Origin of the sequence: Caballeronia sp. INML3B (assembly GCF_023631305.1) — a bacterium.
GTDB classification, from domain to species: Bacteria; Pseudomonadota; Gammaproteobacteria; order Burkholderiales; family Burkholderiaceae; genus Caballeronia; species Caballeronia turbans.
This window is the reverse complement of record NZ_JALQDI010000040.1, coordinates 206459-224711: the sequence shown is the minus strand read 5'-3', so window position 1 is coordinate 224711 and position 18253 is coordinate 206459. Positions and strand designations below refer to the sequence as shown.

Here is an 18253-nt window from a genome sequence, read left to right as displayed (position 1 = left end):
GGAGAGGGACCCAGTTGTAAACCATACCCATGACCCCTCCCAAACCCTCCCTCCCTACCCTCCTGACGCGCATCTTTTACAACCATCCCGCACGCCGCGCGGGTCAGTAGTCGCCGTTCCTCAGCATCACGATGCCTGGCACGGCCGCGTCGATCGCGTCCTCTTCACAGATCTGCGCGTCACCGGGCAGCCCGGCAGCCTGCAACGCCAAGTTGAGAAGATGCTCAGCGGCGGACGCGCATTCAGCGACGACGACTGCCGCAACACCCACCGGATAGAAGCCGGTGAAGTTCGTGCACTTGTAGATCCTCATCGTCGATCACCGTGCAGTCGAGAGCGCCTTTGCAAGCGCCGCAGCAAACTCGGCGCGATACGTGGATGCAACCACCTCGCGGCCCCGCTTGCCAAAGTCGAGATGCTGCTTGACCGGCTGCGCATCGCCGAAGCGGATCAGCAGCCGCAGGTGACTCGTCTTGTTCGCGCCGCGCATCGCGACGCCGCGCTTGCCACTCCGCTTGATCGCCTTGACGTCCGTCGGACGCTGCCAGACGCCGCCGATCGATTCGCCGCTCGCCGTTTTGATCGAGCCAACGAAGATGTCAGGCCTCCCTTCCAGACGCTTCAGCGCCGTGCGACTGAAGTTGCCGTACTGGTTGAGCAACGCCATGTCCTTCGGATTGAGCCACGTCTTGCCCGAGCCGATGAGCTTGTGGGTGCCGCCAAACTCGTACGGCGCGAGATATGCGGCGGCGATGTCCTTTACGAACACCATCGCCTCCTGCGTGTTCTTGCGTGCGGCCTTCACGCCAATCGAGTTGACCGTGAAGGGCGTCGGACGATCAAACACTTGAGGGAGGGCCGCTTTCTCGGCGGCCTGAACGCGTTTAGCGACTGCCGTCAGCGCCTGTGCAGACGCGAACGGCAGTTGCTTGCGTTCGAAATCGTTGAGCCTCCGCGTCAGCGCGTCAAGATCAGACTGAACGCTGATGCGGATTGGGCTCTGCATTACTCGCCGTCCTTGATGGTCGGGTGATTCTTGAGATCGGCCAGACGCTGAATCAGGCGCTGGTACTCGTGCACGGCGCTGTTGCCGATCATGCGAACCAGCGCTTCGATCTCGCCGATGATGGTCAGCGGATGCTCATCCGAGCCAGATCCAGTCTGGGAAGCAGAAAGCGCCGCGTCGGACTCCCCCGGTTCAGCACTGCCAGCCTCCGCATCAGCGGCGCCACCAACGTCCAAAGGGACGGCATCCGATGACACGCTTGCCGGCGCTTGCGCATCGAGGTTCGGCGCGGCGGGCGCCGGGTAGAGATCCGCCGATCCCGCGCCGCCCGGATCAGCGATCGCGTTATTCACGACGGCGGATTCGTCGCTGGATGCTGCGGGCGAGGTCGAGGACTCGTCGACGGGCTTTCCCGCGTCAGCCTCCGTATCCGAGCCGGTCGCAGACACAGCCGGGTCCTGAGCAGCCTGGGCATCGCCATCCGTCTGGGCTGGCGACGAGGTTTGCTCCCCCACGCTGGCGCTCGGGTCAACGCCCGCTCCGTTCGCGACCAGATCGGGGATCTCGTCGCGCGTGATCTCGCGGATCGGCGCGACTGCCGATTCGTCGTTGTCGAAGATGACTTTGGTGTCGGGATTGAACTTCAGCATAGCAACCTCCGAAAAGAAAACGCCCCGACATAAGCCGAGGCGTCAAATCAGGGCAGTTGCCCCGCCGAGGAGACACTCAGGAACGTGTTCGAGAAAGCAAAAAGCCCGCTCAGCGGCGGGCTTTCTCTACCGACGACTTCGCCTCCCAGTCGGGAAGCGAAAGCTCACGCGCGAGGCGGATTCGGTAATCTGGCGCGATTATAGGACGGTTGCTCCTGGTTTACAACCGCTCTTTTGCAACTTCTTCATGAACGATCGGGCGTGGATCTTCGAGATGTGCTGCCGGAGCGAATTTTCGGCCTCGGCGAGCACGATTTCGAACTGCCGCCCGCGCAATACTGCCTTGTGCTGCTTACGCATGCGCGTCTGCACTTGCTCCGGCGACATTCTCCACACGTAGGTGTACTTCAACACCCACTTGTGCACGTGGTTCGGCATCGTCGACCAAGCGGCCTCAACGAGCCATCCGTCTTTCTCAACAGGCGTCACACCGTGCGGCGCTTCCTTCGCGTCGCGCAATGCGACATAGAGTTGCGCCCACTGCGCGCAGACTCCGGATTGGAACTTGGGCATGCGCACCGTCATGCCCCAGTTATCGAACCGCGCCTCGTTCGTCTCGAACTTCATTCAACCTCCGCCTCGTATTTATTGCATCGGCGCATCTCGACCCAATCGAGTGACGCTTTTTGATTTCCTTTGCTACATACGTACTTCTTCGTGCCGCCCCACCGGGACAGCACGAGCAGGTTGCACCCTAGACACGTGCCGTCCTGTTTGCGCTCCAGCACGATCGCCGGATCTAGAAACTCGAACCGCCTCACGTCACCACCTGAAAAGAAATGCTCCACTTCATGAACCAGCCAACGAGCGAGTTGCGGATCTCCGGCGCACGCGGGAAAGGAAACTCAATCTCCTGCGCGCCGCCCTCGTCGTCGTGGATCACACCAGTGAGCGGGCAGTCGTCGAAGGCGATGAGCATTTCCTTCGTCTCCTCGTGAACTCGCTGGCGACTCGACGCGATCACGCTGTTGGGCACGTCCGAATAGCTGATGTATGCGTGCGCGCTCATCGCAGCCACCGGCTCTGAGAATAGGCCGCTGCGACGATGCCGCACGCGACGACCAATACGAATACGAAGACGATTCCTTGCGCGTCGGCCGTCATTTCGTCACCTTTTGTGGTTGCGCTGGAGCAGTCCATGCGCGGCGGCGGATACCGAGCGCGACGAACAGCGGATCGAAGTTTTCGGGCAGCGTGTTCATGTTGTTATCTCTCTCACGTCCATCTCTTCCAAGCCGCTCGCGAGGAACGGCGCCAGAGTCTTGCTGTTGTCGTCTACGAACGCACGCGTGCGATACACACCGGGCTCAACCCACGCATCGTCGAGAATCGGTATTCCTGCGCGCCGATCCTCGGGAATCCACGCATCAACCCAGACAAACGGCCGGGTCGTGTTCTGCACATTCGGAAGCGCCACCCTGTAGACCGTCGTCTCCAGTGCTGCCGTCAACTGAAACGGCTCCAAGGCATACCGCTTCCCGTTTCGGCCGCGCGGCGTGCGCCAGCGCGTGTCCGTCGGTATTCGAATCAAGCACCGCACCTTCTTCCTCCTTCAAACCCATCTTTCGAGCGCGCACCGGCTCCCAGCGCGCGAGCGCATCGTCGAATGCCGCACATTTCTGTTCCCACGGCGCGCCGCTGCGATCGAGCCACTCGTGACAGGCCGCGCAGCCCGGCACCGTGAACCAGTGCTTCGCCTTCAGCGCACCGGCCTTGCCGTGCTTCGATTGATTCGAGTGGCAGTCGACGACAGTCGGATCGGCCCAGTCTGTCCACGGGCACTTGACGTTCAGGAAGCACGGCGCGCCGCGGCACGCCGCCAGATACTTCGAGCCCTCGGCGACCGTCGGCTTCTTCACGCGCGTTTTCATCGCCGAGCGGCGCAGCGACGTCGCACGGTCTGCCGTCTTGAACGGCGAGCGCCTCATCGGCGTCTTGCTCACTAGAGGCTTGCTGCGCTTCATTGGTCGCATCCCTTGCCAATCGCGCCTGAGTCGCCCGGTGCCGTGAACTGCTGCCAGTGGATCCAGCCCTGCTCCGGGCAGTGGAAGCCCCAATGCCGATAGCGCGGCCCGGTGACGAAGATCGTCCAGCACTCGCCGTGTGTGAGCTCGATGCGGTGCGCGAAGGTGCCGAACAGTCGCAGCTTCCACTGGCCGGCCGTGCGCTCGGTACGCACGTTGATGCCGCCCGGCGCGATCGTGTGCTCGGTGTATGTGCCTCGCAGCAGGATCGACAGGTTCGACCAAGGGTGATCGTGCAGCGCGCGGTCGTCGTCGCTGCGCATGAAGTGATGCAGATAGACGTTGAAGAAGCGATTGCGCGGGATGACCCACCAGCGGAGCAGATACGGGTCGTCGTGCCCTCCGATGACCGCGTCCGGCGCACGGCGCGCGATGCGCGAGATGATCCATTCGCCGAGCTTCACGGGGCGGCCCTCCCGGCGGTGACCATCGCGCTCATGGCGGACATCAAGACCGGATCGCCATACGGCCACCATGCGCCAGCCGAGCGGTGCAGCGCGTCCAGCTGCTTGTCCGACATTTCCTCGAGCGATTCAGGGCGTTCGGCGTTCTCGCCCGGGCCGTATACATAGACCGACTTTCGATGGAGGCCTTCAACGCGGGCAACGTGTGCCCATTGGCTCGCGCCCGGAGTGACAGCGACGCGCATGTATTCATTGACGCTCTTCCGGTCGAGACCGATCAGCTCGCCAATCTCACGGGCCGTGCGCTCTTTGCCGTCCTGCATCAACAACTGAATCCGACGCGTAGCCGAGATGGAATGCATGTCCAGGCCGTGCGCCTTATACACGGTGGCTCCGTAAGAGCGACCGGGCAGCAGATGCATGTTGTCTTTCAGCGTCGCGCCGCGCTTTTTAATCCCGATCAGCATCGCGATTTCGGTATCTGTCCAAGGGGTTCCTTTCATACTTGCCTCCTTCATCTCAGCCATTACTTGATCTCCACGATCCTCAAACCGCGTGCGGCCATCAGGTGGCGCTTGATGCGGTATCCCTCAGTTACGCGGCCTTTCACGTCCTCAATGACCGTCTCGCCGCCCTTCTCGTACACAAAATCCGCCACGTACCGCAGCGCCGGACGCTTCCGGCCGGCGATCACTACCGGCTCAGCCAGGACGAATGGCACTTGCAGTTCCAACTCGCTGATCTCGCCGCGCGCCTGCATCTGCAAGAGCTCGTGCCAGCGCTTCATCTCGCGCTCGCTGTCGAACTTGATGCCGCCGCTCTCGCATTTCTCGTTGCGGTACTTCGCCGGCTTCTTCTTCGCAACCGGAACCTTCGGAGCCGTTGCGAACGGGTCGTACCCGGAGGCGATGTCGTCGAACTCGCTCGCCGGCTTCTGTCCGGTGCGGCGCATCAGTTCGCGCTCGGCGAAGCTGCGGCCGACCGTGCGGTCCTCGCGCGCGCGCGCGGTGCCGACCTGCGTCGTTCCTTCCGGGTAATGGAGGGCTGCGGTGCGCTTCACTGTTCCTCCTGCTTTGCAATTGCGGCTCGCACGCGCACGGCGATCGCCGGTACCGGCTCTTCGTCGTCGAATGCGATGCCCATTTCCTTCGCCTTGGCCTTGATGCCGCTTGCGGACTTGTCCCAATCGCCTGCGTGCACACGCGTTCCGTCCGGATTGCGCTTGATCGCCATGCGGCCGCGCACATCGCCGTAGCCTTTCGGGCTGATGAGGTAGTCGAAACCCGCATGCGGCGGCAGTTCGACCTTGTCGCGCACGGCGGGAAAATAGCGCTTCCACGCCTCCGGGTCTGCCGCGAGCTTCGTGAGGAACGCGCGGATCGCACCGGCGCGCGCCTCGACGAACGCGGACTCGTCGACGGTCCCGACTCGCTCCCCAAGCGCCTCGTTGCAGGCTCGGATCACGGCAAGTTCGGCGTCGCTGTACTCGGTCTGGTACTCGTCCATCCATCCGCCGTCGTTCAGCCAGGTGGCTGCGTGCGGCTGGTACTGCGGGGTTTGCCACTGTTCCGAAGTCTTGGCCCGCTCCAGACCTTTCATGAGGTCGTTGAAGAGCTGCTCGTCCGGGTTGACCTTGGCAAAGGCCTTCTCTGCGGCTTTCTTCGATCGCTTACGCGGGTATGCCGCCCAGAAAATCTCAAAGCGTTCGCGAAGCGAGCGCGAAAGGGTTTCTTTTGGAGTTGTCTTTTGGTCTTTTCTTTTGGAGTTGTCTTTTGTATTGCCTGTTTCGGGAATAGCACCATTCCCGTTTTGGGAACCCTCATCTCCCATTTCAGGAATACTGCTATTCCTGTTTTGGGAACCCCAAAGCGCATCAACCTCGACTTTCGCTTTTCCGGACCACTGCCCGAAGGACTTGTTAATCGACAGACACGCAGCATGCTTGCCAGGCGTCTTCAGCACGACGCGCATTTCCACCAGATCAGCGATGGCTTGGGAGACATGCTGCGGAAGCACGCCGGTCTTGGCTTGGAACTGCGTCAGGCTGATCTCGTCGGCCTTCTTGTTGTAGCCGTACGTCTGGCGCAGCAGGACCATCAGCACCTTGTAGTGGCGCTTGCCAAGGTCCGCGAGCGCAAGCGCTTCGAGGATTCCGTGAGCGATGCGCGTGAACCCGTCCTCTACCTGGACGGCGCGCTGCTCGGGCATGTGGATGACGTCAGCGAGTGCCATCTCACGCAGCCTCTGCGCCGTATTTGCGCTGCAGGAATACCTGCCCGCGCCCCGTTACAAGCGTCTTGAACGTCGGGTGCGGCTCCTTCGCGTCATCGATCCAAACGCTTTCGATGACGCGGAAGTAGCCGCGATCCTTGTAGATTTGATATGGCAGGTTGTCCGCCATCAGGATGTGGTCGGCGCGAAGGCGGGCGAAGAATCGATTCCGGCCGATGCCGAGAACCGCTGACATCTGCCCGATGGAGATTGCATCGCTCGTGTCGCGGATCGCGCGCGCGAATTCGACGGCCGGCGCTTGCTCAGCAACTTTCTGCTCGAGCGCGATGACGCGCTCCGTGTACTGCAGCAGCGCGCCGCGCAGGAATGCGGGGTCGTCGAGATTGACGACCGGTTGGGCCGCGCGCACTTCGAGTTCCTGCCAACGGTCGATGATTCGTGCACGCATGACGACGCTGTAGCCAGAGACGAGGATGAGCGTTTCGCGCTTCGGCAAACGAAAAATCGGGTAACGCTGATCGTTCTGCTGGTTGATCTGGGTATCCTCAAATTTGAGGACACCATCGACGCCGTGCAGGTCGATCAACATGAGGCGAATGTCGCGCATGACGTTGTCGTGGCGCTTCCCGCAAAGTTCAGCGATCTCCCGACTCGACATCGTCAGCGAATTGAGGAGCGACATTTCGTTCATGGATGACCTCACAGGTCGTTGTCGTGGCCGCACGGCAACGAACCGTCCGCGCGTTGCTTGGCACCGCAGCCGATGCAGATCTTCGGCGCGACGTCCGGCGTGATGGATTGATCGGTCGTCATCGGACCGAGGAAGAAGCGGCCCACGTGAAGAAGATCCGCGCCGCCGAGCGACGGCTGAATATCGCGCGCGCTCATGCCTTCACCTTCGAAGCCTTGGCCGCCCGCGAGCAGTCGGCGCTGAAGGTTGCGAATTCGCGCGAAAGACCGACGCGGACCGCGGCGAGTTCGCCCGGGAAGCGCTCGCCACGCGCCGCAACCGCACACAGGGCGTCGCGGATCTGCTTCTGCTGCGCGGCCGGCAGTTCCGGCGCCAGCTCCGGCACGAAGAGAACTGGATTCGAGTTGTTTTGCATGGGATCTCCCGCCGGTAAGCCGGTCAGTAGTACTAAATCGGAACAGAAGAAGCCTGACGATCAAGCTGCTTGTGTATCGACTTATTCCCAGTTGGTGCGCCGGCTGAGTTGCGGCCGGCGCGGTACGTCTTAATGCCCTTGCTGCGTTTGCTGCATCAGCTGACCTGTCTGTTTGAATGCTTCGAACAGGCTCGGATCTGCTGATCTTTGCTGCCTCAAATCGTCCCGCAACTTCTGCTGGTCGTTTCCGACTCGGTTTTGTGCTGCTTTAATGGCCCCGTCTACCTTCGCCAGTGCTTCCTCGTCTTTCATGTCACCTCTTGTTGGCGATCATCCTCTCCAAAATGGTCAACTCAGCCCGATCAGCCAACCACTGACTGACGGCCCGGTTGCCGACTACACGCTCGAATTCGTCGACCTTCGCAGCCGGCAAATCCGCCCGCTTCTTCCCCTTCGAGTCGTACGCCTGCGCGTTCACCATGTTCGTGACGTGAGGGGCGTAGAGCCCACACACTTCCGCGAGCGTCCTTTTCGTCATGCCGCGAATCGACCTGTTTTCCCAGGCGAGCCACACGGCATCACGGAAAGATCCGCATTGAGCAATCAAATCGTCAGGCAGAAAGCGCGGTGAACCGGATTCGCCATCGCGCTGGAGTGCTTGTGCAGCAGCCTTGTGTGGCGTTTGTTGTGTCTGCATCAGTTCCTTTCCACTTAGAAAAATACAATCGTGTTACTAGTTGGATTACTGGTTGCCCCTGTTGCCAAATTTAGGGGTCTCGTGACCCCTAGAAGAACCGCATGAAACTTACTAAGAAGCGCGTCCGCAACCTCATGCAGGACAGGCGGCTCAAATCAACGAGCAGGCCGACTCACGACGCTTGCATACAGGTCGGAGATCGATCTAAATGTCCTCCCCTTGCAGTCGGGCTGTCCATTGAGAATCCGATTGACGGTGGGCTGGGAGATCTCCAGCCGCTTCGCGAGGGCGATCTCACCCAGGCCAGTAGCGGCCTTGATCTCGGTGAGCATTTGCGTGGGCGTCTTCATGGTGACCCATTCTATACGCACTTGGATAGGTCGGTCAATGCGCAAATGAATAGAAAGTTGCTTGTCACCTATACGGCCGCGTATATTCCGCGCATGAACATAGCCGAACGCATCGACTTACTGATGAAGTTGCGCGGAATTCCTAGTCAGAGCGCCTTGTCACGGGCGTCGGGGGTTCCGCAACCGACTATCAATCGGCTCCTGAAAGGAACTACGGCAAATCCAGACCTGCCGACCCTTCAAAAGCTCGCCATCGCCCTTTCGAGCAACACGACGTGGCTTGCTGACGGCATCGGGCCGGGCCCCGACAGTCCTGACCATCGGCCTGGTCGCGAAAGCGACACCGAGGCCGAGAATTCCAATTCGCCGAACAGAGCACCTAATCGGGGCGAAATTGCCATTTCAGCGCCCGCTGAAGGAGGTACGATTTCTTCGGCAGAAGATGGACAAGCCAGTTCGACTCGGCGTCTCCGCGCCGCTCTCCACGACAAGGGGCTCACGAGCTCCGAAATTGCATCCGTGGCCGGCGTGGGCATCGACACTGCGTCGCAGTGGCTTGACGGTGAAGGGCCTGAAATAACTCTGGCTCAAGCTGTCTCCCTGCAAAACGCCTATGGCGTTAACGCGGTGTGGCTGACCAAGGGAAAGGGCGAGCCCGGAATTTCTGTCAGATATGCCGATGAGTACCGCCCTATTCCAATAACGAAGTGGAGAGCGATTCCCGTGGTGGGTAGGGCGCAATTAGGCGATAACGGGCACTGGGCAGACCTGGAATATCCGGTCGGGCACGGTGACGGCTACATCGACTTCCCGACGCAGGATCCAAACGCCTACGCGCTGAAGTGCGAGGGTGACTCGATGCGTCCGCGGATCAAGGCTGGCGAATATGTTGTCATCGAACCGAACCAGCCGATCGAGCCGGGTGACGAGGTGCTCGTGAAGTCGAAGGACGGCCGCGTGATGGTGAAGGAATTCCTATACAAACGCGGAGGTCGCACGCATCTGATCTCGGCGAATGACGCCCACAAGCCGGTCGCGTTGTCAGATGACGAAATTGAGAAGATGCACTTCGTCCGCGCGATCTGCCGGCCGTCGAGCTGGCGCCCTGCGTGACCACCACGGGGTTGAAACAATAAAAAGACCCTGGTTCGCGGCGCTCCAGTCAGGTTATGGTGAATGGAGCGCCTCGAGAACTAGGCTTTAGACAATGAGCCAACAACCTTTATTCCCGGTGCGCGTTCGCACCCTCATCCCAAATGCCACCGGCTCGGTCGATCTTAGGTACTTTGCAGTCGGCGAAGACGGTCAAGAGTACGCTGTGAAGGAGGCTTTGCCTTCGAACTCCGAGCTACCAGCATCGGAATACCTTGGCTATTGCCTGTCCGCCGTTTGCAAAGTTGCAGTGCCCACCACCGCCGTGCTCGAACTGCCAGACGGCTCGCTCGCGTTGGGCTCGCGATTCGAGGGCGGAGTCAGTGGTTTCGCCGCGATGATGCCCGCCGATCAGTTGGACGCCCTGAAGCAATGCTCTTCGGAACTGAGCGCCCTCTTGACCCTCGATGTCTTCATCGCGAATGATGACAGGCACGCGAACAACTTCCTGCAAAGACGAACCGCCATCACTCGGCAGTACTCGATGGTCGCTATCGACTTCTCTCGCGGCATGTTCTGCGGTGGCTTCCCCATACGACCACCCGTAGACATCGTAGCGCAAGGTAATACGGCACAGACGATCAATTTCATGAAGGCAATGAAGTTGTGGGACAATGTCCGTTCTCACGAGACTGTCAACTACGTTAATGCGGTTACCGTTGCTACGTATGATCAATGGGTTAGCGCGATGCCACCTGCTTGGGTAACGGCGAAGGTAGCCGGGTCAGTTGCTTGGTGGGGCACGTCAGAGCGTAGCCACAGACTCCAAGCCACGTTGGGGTGTGTATGAACGACGCATTGTATCGATTCTCCGTTCTACGAGTTATCCCGAACGCGATGCGCGGAGAGCGCATAAATGTAGGGGTCGCAATAACGCACCCCAACAACAGGGTGACTGTTCATCTCGGCGCCAACACGGATCGACTTAAGGCGCTAGATCCGAACCTGACCGCGATACGCTGGAAGACGTGGCAGGAACAGGCTTCCGATACGCTGCAATCGATGCCCCCAGAGGCTCGTAAATTTTGGCTCATGCATGGCATGAGGCCCGTTGTCTCCGACGAAGAGGAAGGGTGTTTTCGAACATCGGAGCATGAGACGTTTGATGAAATTGTCTCTGATCTACTTCGGCGTATGGTGGACCTTCCTGAGCGCGTCATCCGAGCCACCAAAACCAAACAAGTACATAGCGCGCGCCTGCACTCGCAGCTGAAAAGTTGGTTCAAGGGACGGCACATCATGGGTTCAAACATCGATGATATGAACCGTCGATGCATCGTTGAAGACTATCCGGTCTCTCGCGAAACGGATACTTTTGCAGAATTTGCGTTTATGAATGGCGCCGTGCACGTCATCGAGACGTTGGACCTCAGAAATGTGGAACAGCTGACCCAGCGGCAGCGCAATCAAGCAGCATTCAAGAGCGTCGTTCTAGACGAGGCTCGCGCCGTGACTGGCAGCAGCGGGCGACGAATCGCGGTAGTGTCCGCCACGAATTACGAGGCGGTGCGTCCGGCTCTCCGTATCGTTGAGCGGACGGCTGATGACGTGATCAGCATGGAAAGTCGGCAAGACGTCCTGCGCTTCGCCAACCATATCAGTAGGTCTCTTCACCTGCCATCGGAACTAGAGTCCGAGTCTCTCCTCTCCGCCTAGCAAGACGGCCCGCTTCGGCGGGTTTTTTGTTGTGTGCGTGCTACCGCTGCGAGAAACCCTCTCGCCAAAGCGTCGCGCCCACCGTCATTAGCAGCTGTGCGTCTCCAGGCTCTAAGCGATCCCATGCCAGAGCAAGCCAGCGCGCAAGCCCCGTGCAGGCGTCGTCTAGCGTGATGTAATCACGCCCCTCCGCGTTGAACTGCTCGAAAGTCGCAATCACGTCTTCTTCTGTCGCCATGTCGATCCCCTAGTGGATCGACCACTGTACGCTATCCAGACCGCGCCCACGGCGTCTCCCGCTGATTACAGCCGCGGCCGCCGCTGAGCGAACCCTTCCCGCCAGAGCACAGCCCCGACAGCCGTCAGCAACTGCAGGTCCTCGTCCTCCAGTCGTGGCCACGCTCCCGCAAGCCAGCCGGCCAGCCCGGCGCAGGCATCGTCCAGCGGAATGTCTGCTCTCCCCTCAAGATTCAGCTTCTCAAAGATGGCGACTACGTCTTCGGGCGTCATGACGTCCTCCTGGTTCCAATTAGTCTAGCCTGTCCGAAGGCCGCGATGCCTCGAAAAAAATCTATTCATTTGCGTATTGCAATCACCTATCCATTGACGTATAGTTGCACCCATGCGCTGAACACCGCGCCCCGGAAGACCGGGAGCCCTGATCTCAGGGCACTGAGTGTCACTCACAGTGCCTTGTACTCAGGGCTTCTCTCCCGCTAACGAATGCGCCGAATGACCGGCGCGGCGCCCGCGCGGCGATGCTCTTTACCACTGTCGAATGATGAATAGGCGTGAAATCGCCCTGCCCATGTCCCGGACGGCAGAACGTAAAAGTACCGGAAATGGCGGCCAGATGAGCTGCTTCCGAAAGGCGCCCAGTGCTCGGTGGCGTGGTAACCGACACAGCAGCTTATCCAAGGCGCTTTCAATGAGAGCGCCGTGGCCAAGCACATGGAGACAAAAATGTCCCTCGCAAAACTCGGGTTCAAATATCTCGTTTGCCCTTCACGCCTGAAGGGTGAGTGGCATCACACAAGCGGTGTTGCGACGCTGATCGCCGCCGGCTGGACCGACTGCACCGACATGAGCGATGCAGAGTTCGATGAATTCATGGGAGTGCAAGCAGCATGAACCGCGCAGTCAACGACAACGCCCTGCTGCATATCGCGCGGCTGGAGCGCGTCGACCAACTCTACAGCGGCATCCTGAAGACGTCGATGATCGCCGGATTGACCGGCGTCGGAGTCGGTTGCTTCTGGTATCTCGTCGTCGCCCTTCGCGCTGGAGTCTTCGCATGAAGCCGATCAAGCCAATGGCGCTCTGGAAGATCTGGGCGATCAGCGTGATCGTCGCCGGCATTTATCTCGCAGTCTGCGCGGAGCTCGATTATCGCGCGGCTCGCTTCGAACGCTGCGCAGTCGTTCACTGCGCGTAACGTGATCCCGAAAAGGCTCACCATGAACGTTTATCAGGTAGTAGTCCTTCTGTTTGTGGTGTCGATGGTCGCCGCAATCGCGCTAGTGCGCGGCGCAGATCTCCGCGCCAAGCGTCGCTTCGACGAGATCGAGCAACGCAAGAAGCGCATCCGCTGGCCGGCGGCTCATTGAAACCCCAGGGGAACGCCGCCCGCCACCCGCTGCTAGGCGAGACAGGCCGGAGAGACGGCCATCGAATTCAACAACACGATCGGAGGATCGGATGAAGAAGGCTTTCACGCAAACGCTGATGGAGTTACGCGGCGGAGCAGTCGTCGAAGAAGCGACGAACGAATTGAACACCTTGGTCGCGATGGTGCGCGACACCGGCAAGGCCGGAAAGATCACGATCACCGTCGAAGTGAAGCCGTTCGCCAAGGTGCAAGACGCGCTCGAGGTGACGGGCAAGGTTGTCGCCACCCTGCCGCGCGAGAAGGAGAGCGCTGAAGTCTTCTTCCCGACAGTCGAGAACAACCTGTCGCGCCATAGCGAGCGACAGACCGAACTGCCGGGCATCTCGCTCGCAGACACGAATTCCAGCGGCCGCGCCGTCTCGTTCGGCTAATCGTCGCCCTCTCTGCTCCACCTCTAAAACCAACAAGGAAGACTCATGCTCGAAAACTTCAATGGCGAAAAAGACGTTGCCGCCCTCCTCGCCGCTGGTGTCTCGCTCGCAGGCGCGCAAAAGAACCCGCTCGCTGACGGCAAGCCGTTCGTTATCGTGCCCGAGGGATTCAGGCGGGAAGTAGTCGAGGAAGTATTCGCGAACCCGGCGCGTGCAACCGGCACAGTGAAGCTGCGCGACGCAGCGAGCTTCATCGAGTACTTCAACCGTCAGAAGCGATCGGAGAGCCTGATTTATGCGTCGCTCGACCCGGCGCGCATCCTCGGCGTGATCGATGACCACCGTTCGTACGTTCAAGCTGCCAACGGCAGCGACGGAGCGAACTGGCGTGCATATCGCGTCGAGTTTCCGGTTCCGGCCTCTCGCGAATGGAAGACGTGGACGGGCAAGGATCGTCAGCCGATGAGCCAGTTGGAGCTTGCGGAACTGATCGAAGACAACCTGCCCGACATCGTGAGTCCGGACGGCTCGACGATGCTCAGCGTCGCGCTGAACTTCGAGGCCAGCAAGGAAGGCAACTTCGTGTCGGCAGCCCGCCTGCAGGACGGCAGCACGAACTTCGTGTGGAAGGAAGACGTGAACGCCACCGGCAACAAGATCGCAATGCCGTCGCAGATCACGCTGAGCATTCCCGTGTTCGAGAACGGCGCGCCGTATTCGATCGACGCACGCATCAAATACCGCATCAAGGATGGCGTGCTGAAGATCTGGTACGAGCTGATCCGCCCGCACAAGGTGCTCGAAGTCGCGTTCCGCGCCATCTGGGCGCAGATCGAAGAACAGACCGCCACCAAGATTCTGCTCGGCACGCCCGAGTAACCCCTTACAAGCCCGCGTGCCGGCGCGTAATCCGGCTGCCGGCCTAGTGGCGGTGCGATCGCCTGGTGATTTTTACGGAACGCGACCATCAGCATCGGCGCTTAGCGAGGCGAAGCGTCTAAAGTCGGCGCACCGAATTTCAATCGGCGAACTCTTGCCGGTCATTATTTTGCGGGACGCGATTGTAACGATTAATTGGATGTTGACTTGTAAAGCTTGAATGTCGGCTTCTAACAAGCCGTCAGAACCGAAATATCAGCGAGGCAGTCGCTTGTAACTTGGATTCGATACGTCTTGTTTGCAAGTCGTTGATTGAAGAAGAGATCACCCTCCAAGCGCAACACGGGTAGCTGAGGCTTTTCGTTCATGAAAGGAACGTCCGAGGTTAGTTATGCAGAATGTGCAAGGAACTTACGCAAAACGTTCGATCATTCTTCAAGCCCTGCTAAGCAAGATCGGCGGATTCGATCGCGCAGAACAGAGGATCGCCTGGTGCCATTTACCGTCTGAACAATCTAGCCCGCCGACGACCGTGCTCTTTTGCGTCGGGGCAAGCCAGAAGTCAATTAAAGGTCGAAAACCGAGGAAGAGGCAAGCGTGAGCGAAAAAAACTTGTGGATGCTCCACATCCAAGGCCCAGATGACATCGTCGCCGCGCCGTCCCGCGAAGAAGCCGACACCGTCGCCGCTGCGTTCAATGGTTACTGGGGCGCGTATCTCGCGAAGCAGCGCGCGCAATCCATCACTGACGGCCGAAATCCTGATCACTGGCCGAGCGTCTCGGCAGCCGTCACCGAGTGGACCGGCACCGCGCGCGAGCACGCGCACAGCGTCGAGAAGTACTGGCCGGACTATGCCGAGTATCTGAAGCTTCAGGAGCCGCAATCGTGAAAGAACGCCAGATCCTCTTTAGCGGCCCGATGGTGCAAGCGTGGGCGTCAAATCGACTTCTCAACCGTGTCTATGTTTTCCATCGCGTTCTGTGCGTATCCCCACTGCTCTTGGACCTTTCGAAGAAACTCGTTCTGTTTGATACGCCGCGGAGTTGCGCCGGCGTACCTCGGACTTTCCATCAATTCTCTTGCAGCCTCAAGAGATCGAGCCATAGCATTTCTGAGCACGATCACTGGCAGGATCAACTCGGGGGATGGCAGTTCCCACAGAGCAATTTCACTGAGCGCGGACTGGACAATTTCGAAGTGGTTTTGATCGAAGTGTCGCGCGAAATATTCGGTAAAGGCGCGGTCACCTGCTTCGATGTTGACGCGAATTTCATTGATCAGCGAGAAGGCTTGTTCGCCAACCTCACGGACCAACTTTACGCGCCGTTTCATCAACGAACGCTCAGCGTCCTGATCATACTTTTGCTGTTTGGCAATCTGCCACCGAGTCAGCCGAGCGGAAGCCATGATGGCCGCCACGGAACCGATAGCCTGAACCCACGCGGCAGCACCTTCGCTACTGGCCCGAAATGCGTACACACAAAACAGCACAACAAGCGAGAGCGCAAGTGTTGCACAACTCGCTTCGAAGAATACCCAGAACCGTTTCATGCGGACGTCCAAAGTTATTCGGTCGGCATCGTAGCATGAGCGCGCAGATTGACATCTTCGCCACCGGTGCACACCGCCTTGAAATGACCGAGTCGATCGAAATGACTGTCCAGTCGATGCAGGCCTACGGCCCGGATCATGAGCACTGGGGCATCGCATGGTCGGGCGGTAAGGACAGCACCGCGACGCTGACGGTGATCTGCTGGCTGCTCGACACCCGCAAGATCGCACGACCGAAGACGCTGACCGTGTTCTACGCCGACACGCGGCAAGAACTCTCGCCGCTCGCGATCTCCGCCGAGCGGATCATGGACGAGCTGCGCGAGCGCGGCATCACGATCGAAGTCGTGCACGCGCCGATGGATAAGCGCTTCATGGTCTACATCCTCGGGCGCGGCGTGCCACCGCCCAATAACAACACGCTGCGCTGGTGCACGCGTCAAATCAAGATCGACCCGATGGAAGAAGCGCTGCGCCAGCGCCTCGACGGAATCGACGGCGGCATCCTGATGATCACCGGCGTTCGCCAGGGCGAAAGCGCGATCCGTGATCGCCGCATCGAGATGAGCTGCGGCAAGGACGGCGCCGAGTGCGGCCAAGGATGGTATCAGCAGGTGCTGCCAAACGCGCGCGGCCTGCGCGGCCGGATCGCGACGCTCGCGCCGCTGCTCCATTGGCGCGTGTGCCACGTCTGGGAATGGCTGCGCCATTGGGCGCCGGAGGAAGAGTTCGGCGACTGGTCGACGCGCGCGATCGCGGACGCATACGGCGGCGACGAGGCGGAGGAACTGAACGCGCGCACCGGTTGCATCGGTTGCCCGCTCGCGCAGGAAGAAAAGGCGCTGGAAACAGTGCTGCGCAGCCCGAACTGGTCGTATCTCGCGCCGCTGCGCGGCATCAAGCCGCTGTGGCGCGAACTGCGCGAGCCGCAGCACCGCCTGCGCAAGCCGGGCCTCGAACTGCTGAAAGACGGATCGTATGCGAAGAACCCGCAGCGCCTCGGGCCGCTGACGTTCGAAGCGCGCCTGATGGGCCTCGACCGAATCTTGTCGATTCAGGACGAGTGCAACCACGCTGCGCGCGACACGGGCCGCCCGCTGATCAATCTCATCGACGCCGAAGAGGAAGCGCGCATCCGCGAGCTGATCGCCGCCGAGACTTGGCCGCAAGGCTGGGAAGGCGACGAGCCGACCGGCGACGTGATCCTCGATGTGGTCTATGCGAATGGCGCCGTGCAGCCGCGGCTATTCAGCGAGGAGGATGCATGAACGCACCAGCGACTCAGCAAGAACTCAGGCTTCTGCTCGACGGCGGCTTCGACGCCGTCGAGTACTGGTCGGCCCGGCCCGTGAAGATCTGGGTCGTCGAGATCACCCGGCGCATCAACTACGAGACGAAGACGCAGACGATGTACGTCCGTTCGAGAACGCGTGACGGCGCCGAGCAGTACTCACGAGAAAACACGTATATCCGAGGCAACGTATCGGCCCGCGCGCGCCTGGCCACCCCACACGATCTCGGATGCGTCTCAACGTGATGATCCGTCTCAGCCACCCGTCTCAGCCGCCACTGTGGGTCCAATTCAGTGTCGCGAAGAGCCGGCCCCAGAACAGAAGGCACTCGTCGAAAACATCTGCTGCGTCGTATGACCGGCCATCGAACGTCATTCCCCACCGAACTGTGAAGCGCTCGTCTGGACCGGTCGATTGGTAAATGTCGAACATCGTCTCCACTGTTGGATCGGGATAGGTGTCGACCTTCGTGTGCTTGCCCGCTGTTGCCATGATGCGGCAGATCTTGAGCAGTGGACACGCCCGCTGCAGCGCGATGCTGAACTCCGTTTTGCTACGAACCGGCCGGCCGAGGAACGTGCCAATGATTTCAAGCTCTGTTTCTGTTGCGTCAGCATGCGCCCAGTCGTGCAGATGCCAGATCGATAGGCAGACGTTGAACGCATGGTCGCCGCTTCGTATGACGTCGGTACAACTTTGAAAAGCGCGGAAGTCGCGCACCGCCTTCTCAAGCATTGCGGAGGCGGTAGACACCCCGAAGCTCTGGCGCTTGCGATTCGGAAACGGGATGTTAGGCAGTTGCAGATCGAAAGTCATGAAAACCAATACCGACGTGTTGAGAGACAAAGTATGGCGCAACACATCAAAGAATTCATGCGCGTGACGCGCGAGTATCTGGAGCCGAAATGAGTGAAAGACTGATGACCCCAGAAGACTTGAAGCGGATCACCGGACGCGTACGCTACAGCAAGCAGGCCGAGTGGTTCATGAAGATGTTCAACGTGGAAATCACACGCTCGTTCGACGGCGCTCCAGTCATGACCTGGGTGCTTTACGAATCACTGCTCGCGCGCCGCGCCGGCCTCGACGCCGGGAATGAGCGCTCGCCCACCCGGAAAACTAAAATCTGCTCGCCCTTCGTATGAATGCACG

The 18253-nt window shown here is 60.0% G+C and carries 31 protein-coding genes and 1 pseudogene; 13 read left to right on the top strand and 19 right to left on the bottom strand.

The window, feature by feature from the left end:
* Positions 1-103: 103 nt before the first annotated feature.
* From NCS58_RS16610 to NCS58_RS16540, 15 genes and pseudogenes are all read right to left on the bottom strand, one after another.
* Entirely contained in the window at positions 104-313 is a 210-nt protein-coding gene (locus NCS58_RS16610) for a hypothetical protein (RefSeq protein WP_250538689.1), read from the bottom strand.
* 6 nt (positions 314-319) lie between these two features.
* On the bottom strand, positions 320-1006 hold the full coding sequence (locus NCS58_RS16605; protein ID WP_250538688.1) for a hypothetical protein: 687 nt from the start codon (positions 1004-1006) through the stop codon (positions 320-322).
* A complete protein-coding gene (locus NCS58_RS16600) occupies positions 1006-1656 on the bottom strand; it encodes a hypothetical protein (RefSeq protein WP_250538687.1) in 651 nt (216 codons plus the stop codon). The genes NCS58_RS16605 and NCS58_RS16600 overlap by 1 nt, the downstream gene beginning before the upstream one ends.
* A 198-nt stretch (positions 1657-1854) precedes the next feature.
* On the bottom strand, positions 1855-2283 hold the full coding sequence (locus tag NCS58_RS16595) for a hypothetical protein (protein WP_250538686.1): 429 nt from the start codon (positions 2281-2283) through the stop codon (positions 1855-1857).
* A gap of 190 nt (positions 2284-2473) precedes the next feature.
* Positions 2474-2725, bottom strand: a complete 252-nt coding sequence (locus tag NCS58_RS16590; RefSeq protein WP_250538685.1) for a phage portal protein — start codon at positions 2723-2725, stop codon at positions 2474-2476.
* A 547-nt stretch (positions 2726-3272) separates the two neighbouring features.
* A pseudogene (locus tag NCS58_RS16585) lies at positions 3273-3680 on the bottom strand (hypothetical protein); the annotation flags it as partial.
* Positions 3677-4144, bottom strand: coding sequence for a hypothetical protein (locus tag NCS58_RS16580; RefSeq protein ID WP_250538684.1), 468 nt, complete (start codon positions 4142-4144; stop codon positions 3677-3679). The gene NCS58_RS16580 and the pseudogene NCS58_RS16585, both read right to left, overlap by 4 nt.
* Positions 4141-4647, bottom strand: coding sequence for a hypothetical protein (locus NCS58_RS16575; protein ID WP_250538683.1), 507 nt, complete (start codon positions 4645-4647; stop codon positions 4141-4143). The genes NCS58_RS16580 and NCS58_RS16575 overlap by 4 nt, the downstream gene beginning before the upstream one ends.
* A gap of 23 nt (positions 4648-4670) precedes the next feature.
* Positions 4671-5204, bottom strand: a complete 534-nt coding sequence (locus NCS58_RS16570) for a DUF1064 domain-containing protein (protein ID WP_250538682.1) — start codon at positions 5202-5204, stop codon at positions 4671-4673.
* Entirely contained in the window at positions 5201-6376 is a 1176-nt protein-coding gene (locus tag NCS58_RS16565) for a replication protein (protein WP_250538681.1), read from the bottom strand. The genes NCS58_RS16570 and NCS58_RS16565 overlap by 4 nt, the downstream gene beginning before the upstream one ends.
* Position 6377: 1 nt before the next feature.
* Positions 6378-7067: a Rha family transcriptional regulator gene (locus NCS58_RS16560; RefSeq protein WP_250538680.1), complete on the bottom strand. Its 690-nt coding sequence runs from the start codon at positions 7065-7067 to the stop codon at positions 6378-6380.
* Between the two features lie 8 nt (positions 7068-7075).
* Complete coding sequence (locus NCS58_RS16555; protein ID WP_250538679.1) at positions 7076-7264, bottom strand: hypothetical protein; 189 nt, start codon at positions 7262-7264, stop codon at positions 7076-7078.
* On the bottom strand, positions 7261-7482 hold the full coding sequence (locus NCS58_RS16550) for a hypothetical protein (RefSeq protein WP_250538678.1): 222 nt from the start codon (positions 7480-7482) through the stop codon (positions 7261-7263). The genes NCS58_RS16555 and NCS58_RS16550 overlap by 4 nt, the downstream gene beginning before the upstream one ends.
* Before the next feature lie 129 nt (positions 7483-7611).
* On the bottom strand, positions 7612-7794 hold the full coding sequence (locus NCS58_RS16545) for a hypothetical protein (RefSeq protein ID WP_250538677.1): 183 nt from the start codon (positions 7792-7794) through the stop codon (positions 7612-7614).
* 1 nt (position 7795) lies between these two features.
* Positions 7796-8179: an XRE family transcriptional regulator gene (locus tag NCS58_RS16540; protein ID WP_250538676.1), complete on the bottom strand. Its 384-nt coding sequence runs from the start codon at positions 8177-8179 to the stop codon at positions 7796-7798.
* Positions 8180-8280: 101 nt separating this feature from the next.
* On the opposite strand from NCS58_RS16540, the gene NCS58_RS16535 reads away from it, so the two are divergent.
* The 3 genes from NCS58_RS16535 (at position 8281) to NCS58_RS16525 (ending at position 11337) form a co-directional block, all read left to right on the top strand.
* Positions 8281-9642: a S24 family peptidase gene (locus NCS58_RS16535; protein WP_250538675.1), complete on the top strand. Its 1362-nt coding sequence runs from the start codon at positions 8281-8283 to the stop codon at positions 9640-9642.
* 94 nt (positions 9643-9736) lie between these two features.
* Positions 9737-10471, top strand: a complete 735-nt coding sequence (locus NCS58_RS16530; protein WP_250538674.1) for a hypothetical protein — start codon at positions 9737-9739, stop codon at positions 10469-10471.
* Positions 10468-11337 (top strand): DUF3037 domain-containing protein, encoded by an 870-nt coding sequence (locus NCS58_RS16525; RefSeq protein ID WP_250538673.1) that lies wholly within the window; start codon positions 10468-10470, stop codon positions 11335-11337. Before NCS58_RS16530 ends, NCS58_RS16525 begins: the two co-directional genes overlap by 4 nt.
* A gap of 40 nt (positions 11338-11377) precedes the next feature.
* On the opposite strand, the gene NCS58_RS16520 is transcribed toward NCS58_RS16525, so the two are convergent.
* The gene (locus tag NCS58_RS16520; RefSeq protein ID WP_061117626.1) at positions 11378-11575 is read right to left on the bottom strand and encodes a hypothetical protein; all 198 of its coding nucleotides are present in this window, start codon (positions 11573-11575) and stop codon (positions 11378-11380) included.
* 65 nt (positions 11576-11640) lie between these two features.
* On the bottom strand, positions 11641-11847 hold the full coding sequence (locus tag NCS58_RS16515) for a hypothetical protein (RefSeq protein WP_250538672.1): 207 nt from the start codon (positions 11845-11847) through the stop codon (positions 11641-11643).
* Positions 11848-12276: 429 nt separating this feature from the next.
* On the opposite strand from NCS58_RS16515, the gene NCS58_RS16510 reads away from it, so the two are divergent.
* From NCS58_RS16510 to NCS58_RS16480, 7 genes are all read left to right on the top strand, one after another.
* Positions 12277-12468: a hypothetical protein gene (locus NCS58_RS16510; RefSeq protein WP_143756306.1), complete on the top strand. Its 192-nt coding sequence runs from the start codon at positions 12277-12279 to the stop codon at positions 12466-12468.
* Positions 12465-12635 carry a hypothetical protein gene (locus NCS58_RS16505; protein ID WP_250538671.1) on the top strand — a complete coding sequence of 57 codons (171 nt, stop codon included), beginning with the start codon at positions 12465-12467 and terminating at the stop codon, positions 12633-12635. Before NCS58_RS16510 ends, NCS58_RS16505 begins: the two co-directional genes overlap by 4 nt.
* Positions 12632-12772, top strand: coding sequence for a hypothetical protein (locus NCS58_RS16500; RefSeq protein WP_250538670.1), 141 nt, complete (start codon positions 12632-12634; stop codon positions 12770-12772). The genes NCS58_RS16505 and NCS58_RS16500 overlap by 4 nt, the downstream gene beginning before the upstream one ends.
* 22 nt (positions 12773-12794) lie before the next feature.
* The gene (locus tag NCS58_RS16495; RefSeq protein ID WP_250538669.1) at positions 12795-12944 is read left to right on the top strand and encodes a hypothetical protein; all 150 of its coding nucleotides are present in this window, start codon (positions 12795-12797) and stop codon (positions 12942-12944) included.
* Positions 12945-13035: 91 nt separating this feature from the next.
* Entirely contained in the window at positions 13036-13377 is a 342-nt protein-coding gene (locus NCS58_RS16490) for a hypothetical protein (RefSeq protein ID WP_250538668.1), read from the top strand.
* Between the two features lie 45 nt (positions 13378-13422).
* A complete protein-coding gene (locus tag NCS58_RS16485; protein WP_250538667.1) occupies positions 13423-14256 on the top strand; it encodes a YfdQ family protein in 834 nt (277 codons plus the stop codon).
* Between the two features lie 597 nt (positions 14257-14853).
* Entirely contained in the window at positions 14854-15147 is a 294-nt protein-coding gene (locus NCS58_RS16480) for a hypothetical protein (protein ID WP_250538666.1), read from the top strand.
* Between the two features lie 47 nt (positions 15148-15194).
* Here the strand turns inward: NCS58_RS16480 and NCS58_RS16475 are convergent, their stop codons facing one another.
* On the bottom strand, positions 15195-15809 hold the full coding sequence (locus NCS58_RS16475) for a hypothetical protein (RefSeq protein ID WP_250538665.1): 615 nt from the start codon (positions 15807-15809) through the stop codon (positions 15195-15197).
* Positions 15810-15844: 35 nt separating this feature from the next.
* Here NCS58_RS16475 and NCS58_RS16470 point away from each other — a divergent pair, with 35 nt between their 5' ends.
* Together NCS58_RS16470 and NCS58_RS16465 are read left to right on the top strand one after the other, a co-directional pair.
* Entirely contained in the window at positions 15845-17077 is a 1233-nt protein-coding gene (locus NCS58_RS16470) for a phosphoadenosine phosphosulfate reductase family protein (protein WP_250538664.1), read from the top strand.
* Positions 17074-17346: a hypothetical protein gene (locus NCS58_RS16465; RefSeq protein ID WP_250538663.1), complete on the top strand. Its 273-nt coding sequence runs from the start codon at positions 17074-17076 to the stop codon at positions 17344-17346. Before NCS58_RS16470 ends, NCS58_RS16465 begins: the two co-directional genes overlap by 4 nt.
* 22 nt (positions 17347-17368) lie before the next feature.
* Here the strand turns inward: NCS58_RS16465 and NCS58_RS16460 are convergent, their stop codons facing one another.
* On the bottom strand, positions 17369-17917 hold the full coding sequence (locus NCS58_RS16460; protein WP_250538662.1) for a hypothetical protein: 549 nt from the start codon (positions 17915-17917) through the stop codon (positions 17369-17371).
* An 89-nt stretch (positions 17918-18006) separates the two neighbouring features.
* On the opposite strand from NCS58_RS16460, the gene NCS58_RS16455 reads away from it, so the two are divergent.
* Entirely contained in the window at positions 18007-18246 is a 240-nt protein-coding gene (locus tag NCS58_RS16455) for a DUF4224 domain-containing protein (protein ID WP_250538661.1), read from the top strand.
* The last annotated feature ends 7 nt before the right edge of the window (positions 18247-18253 follow it).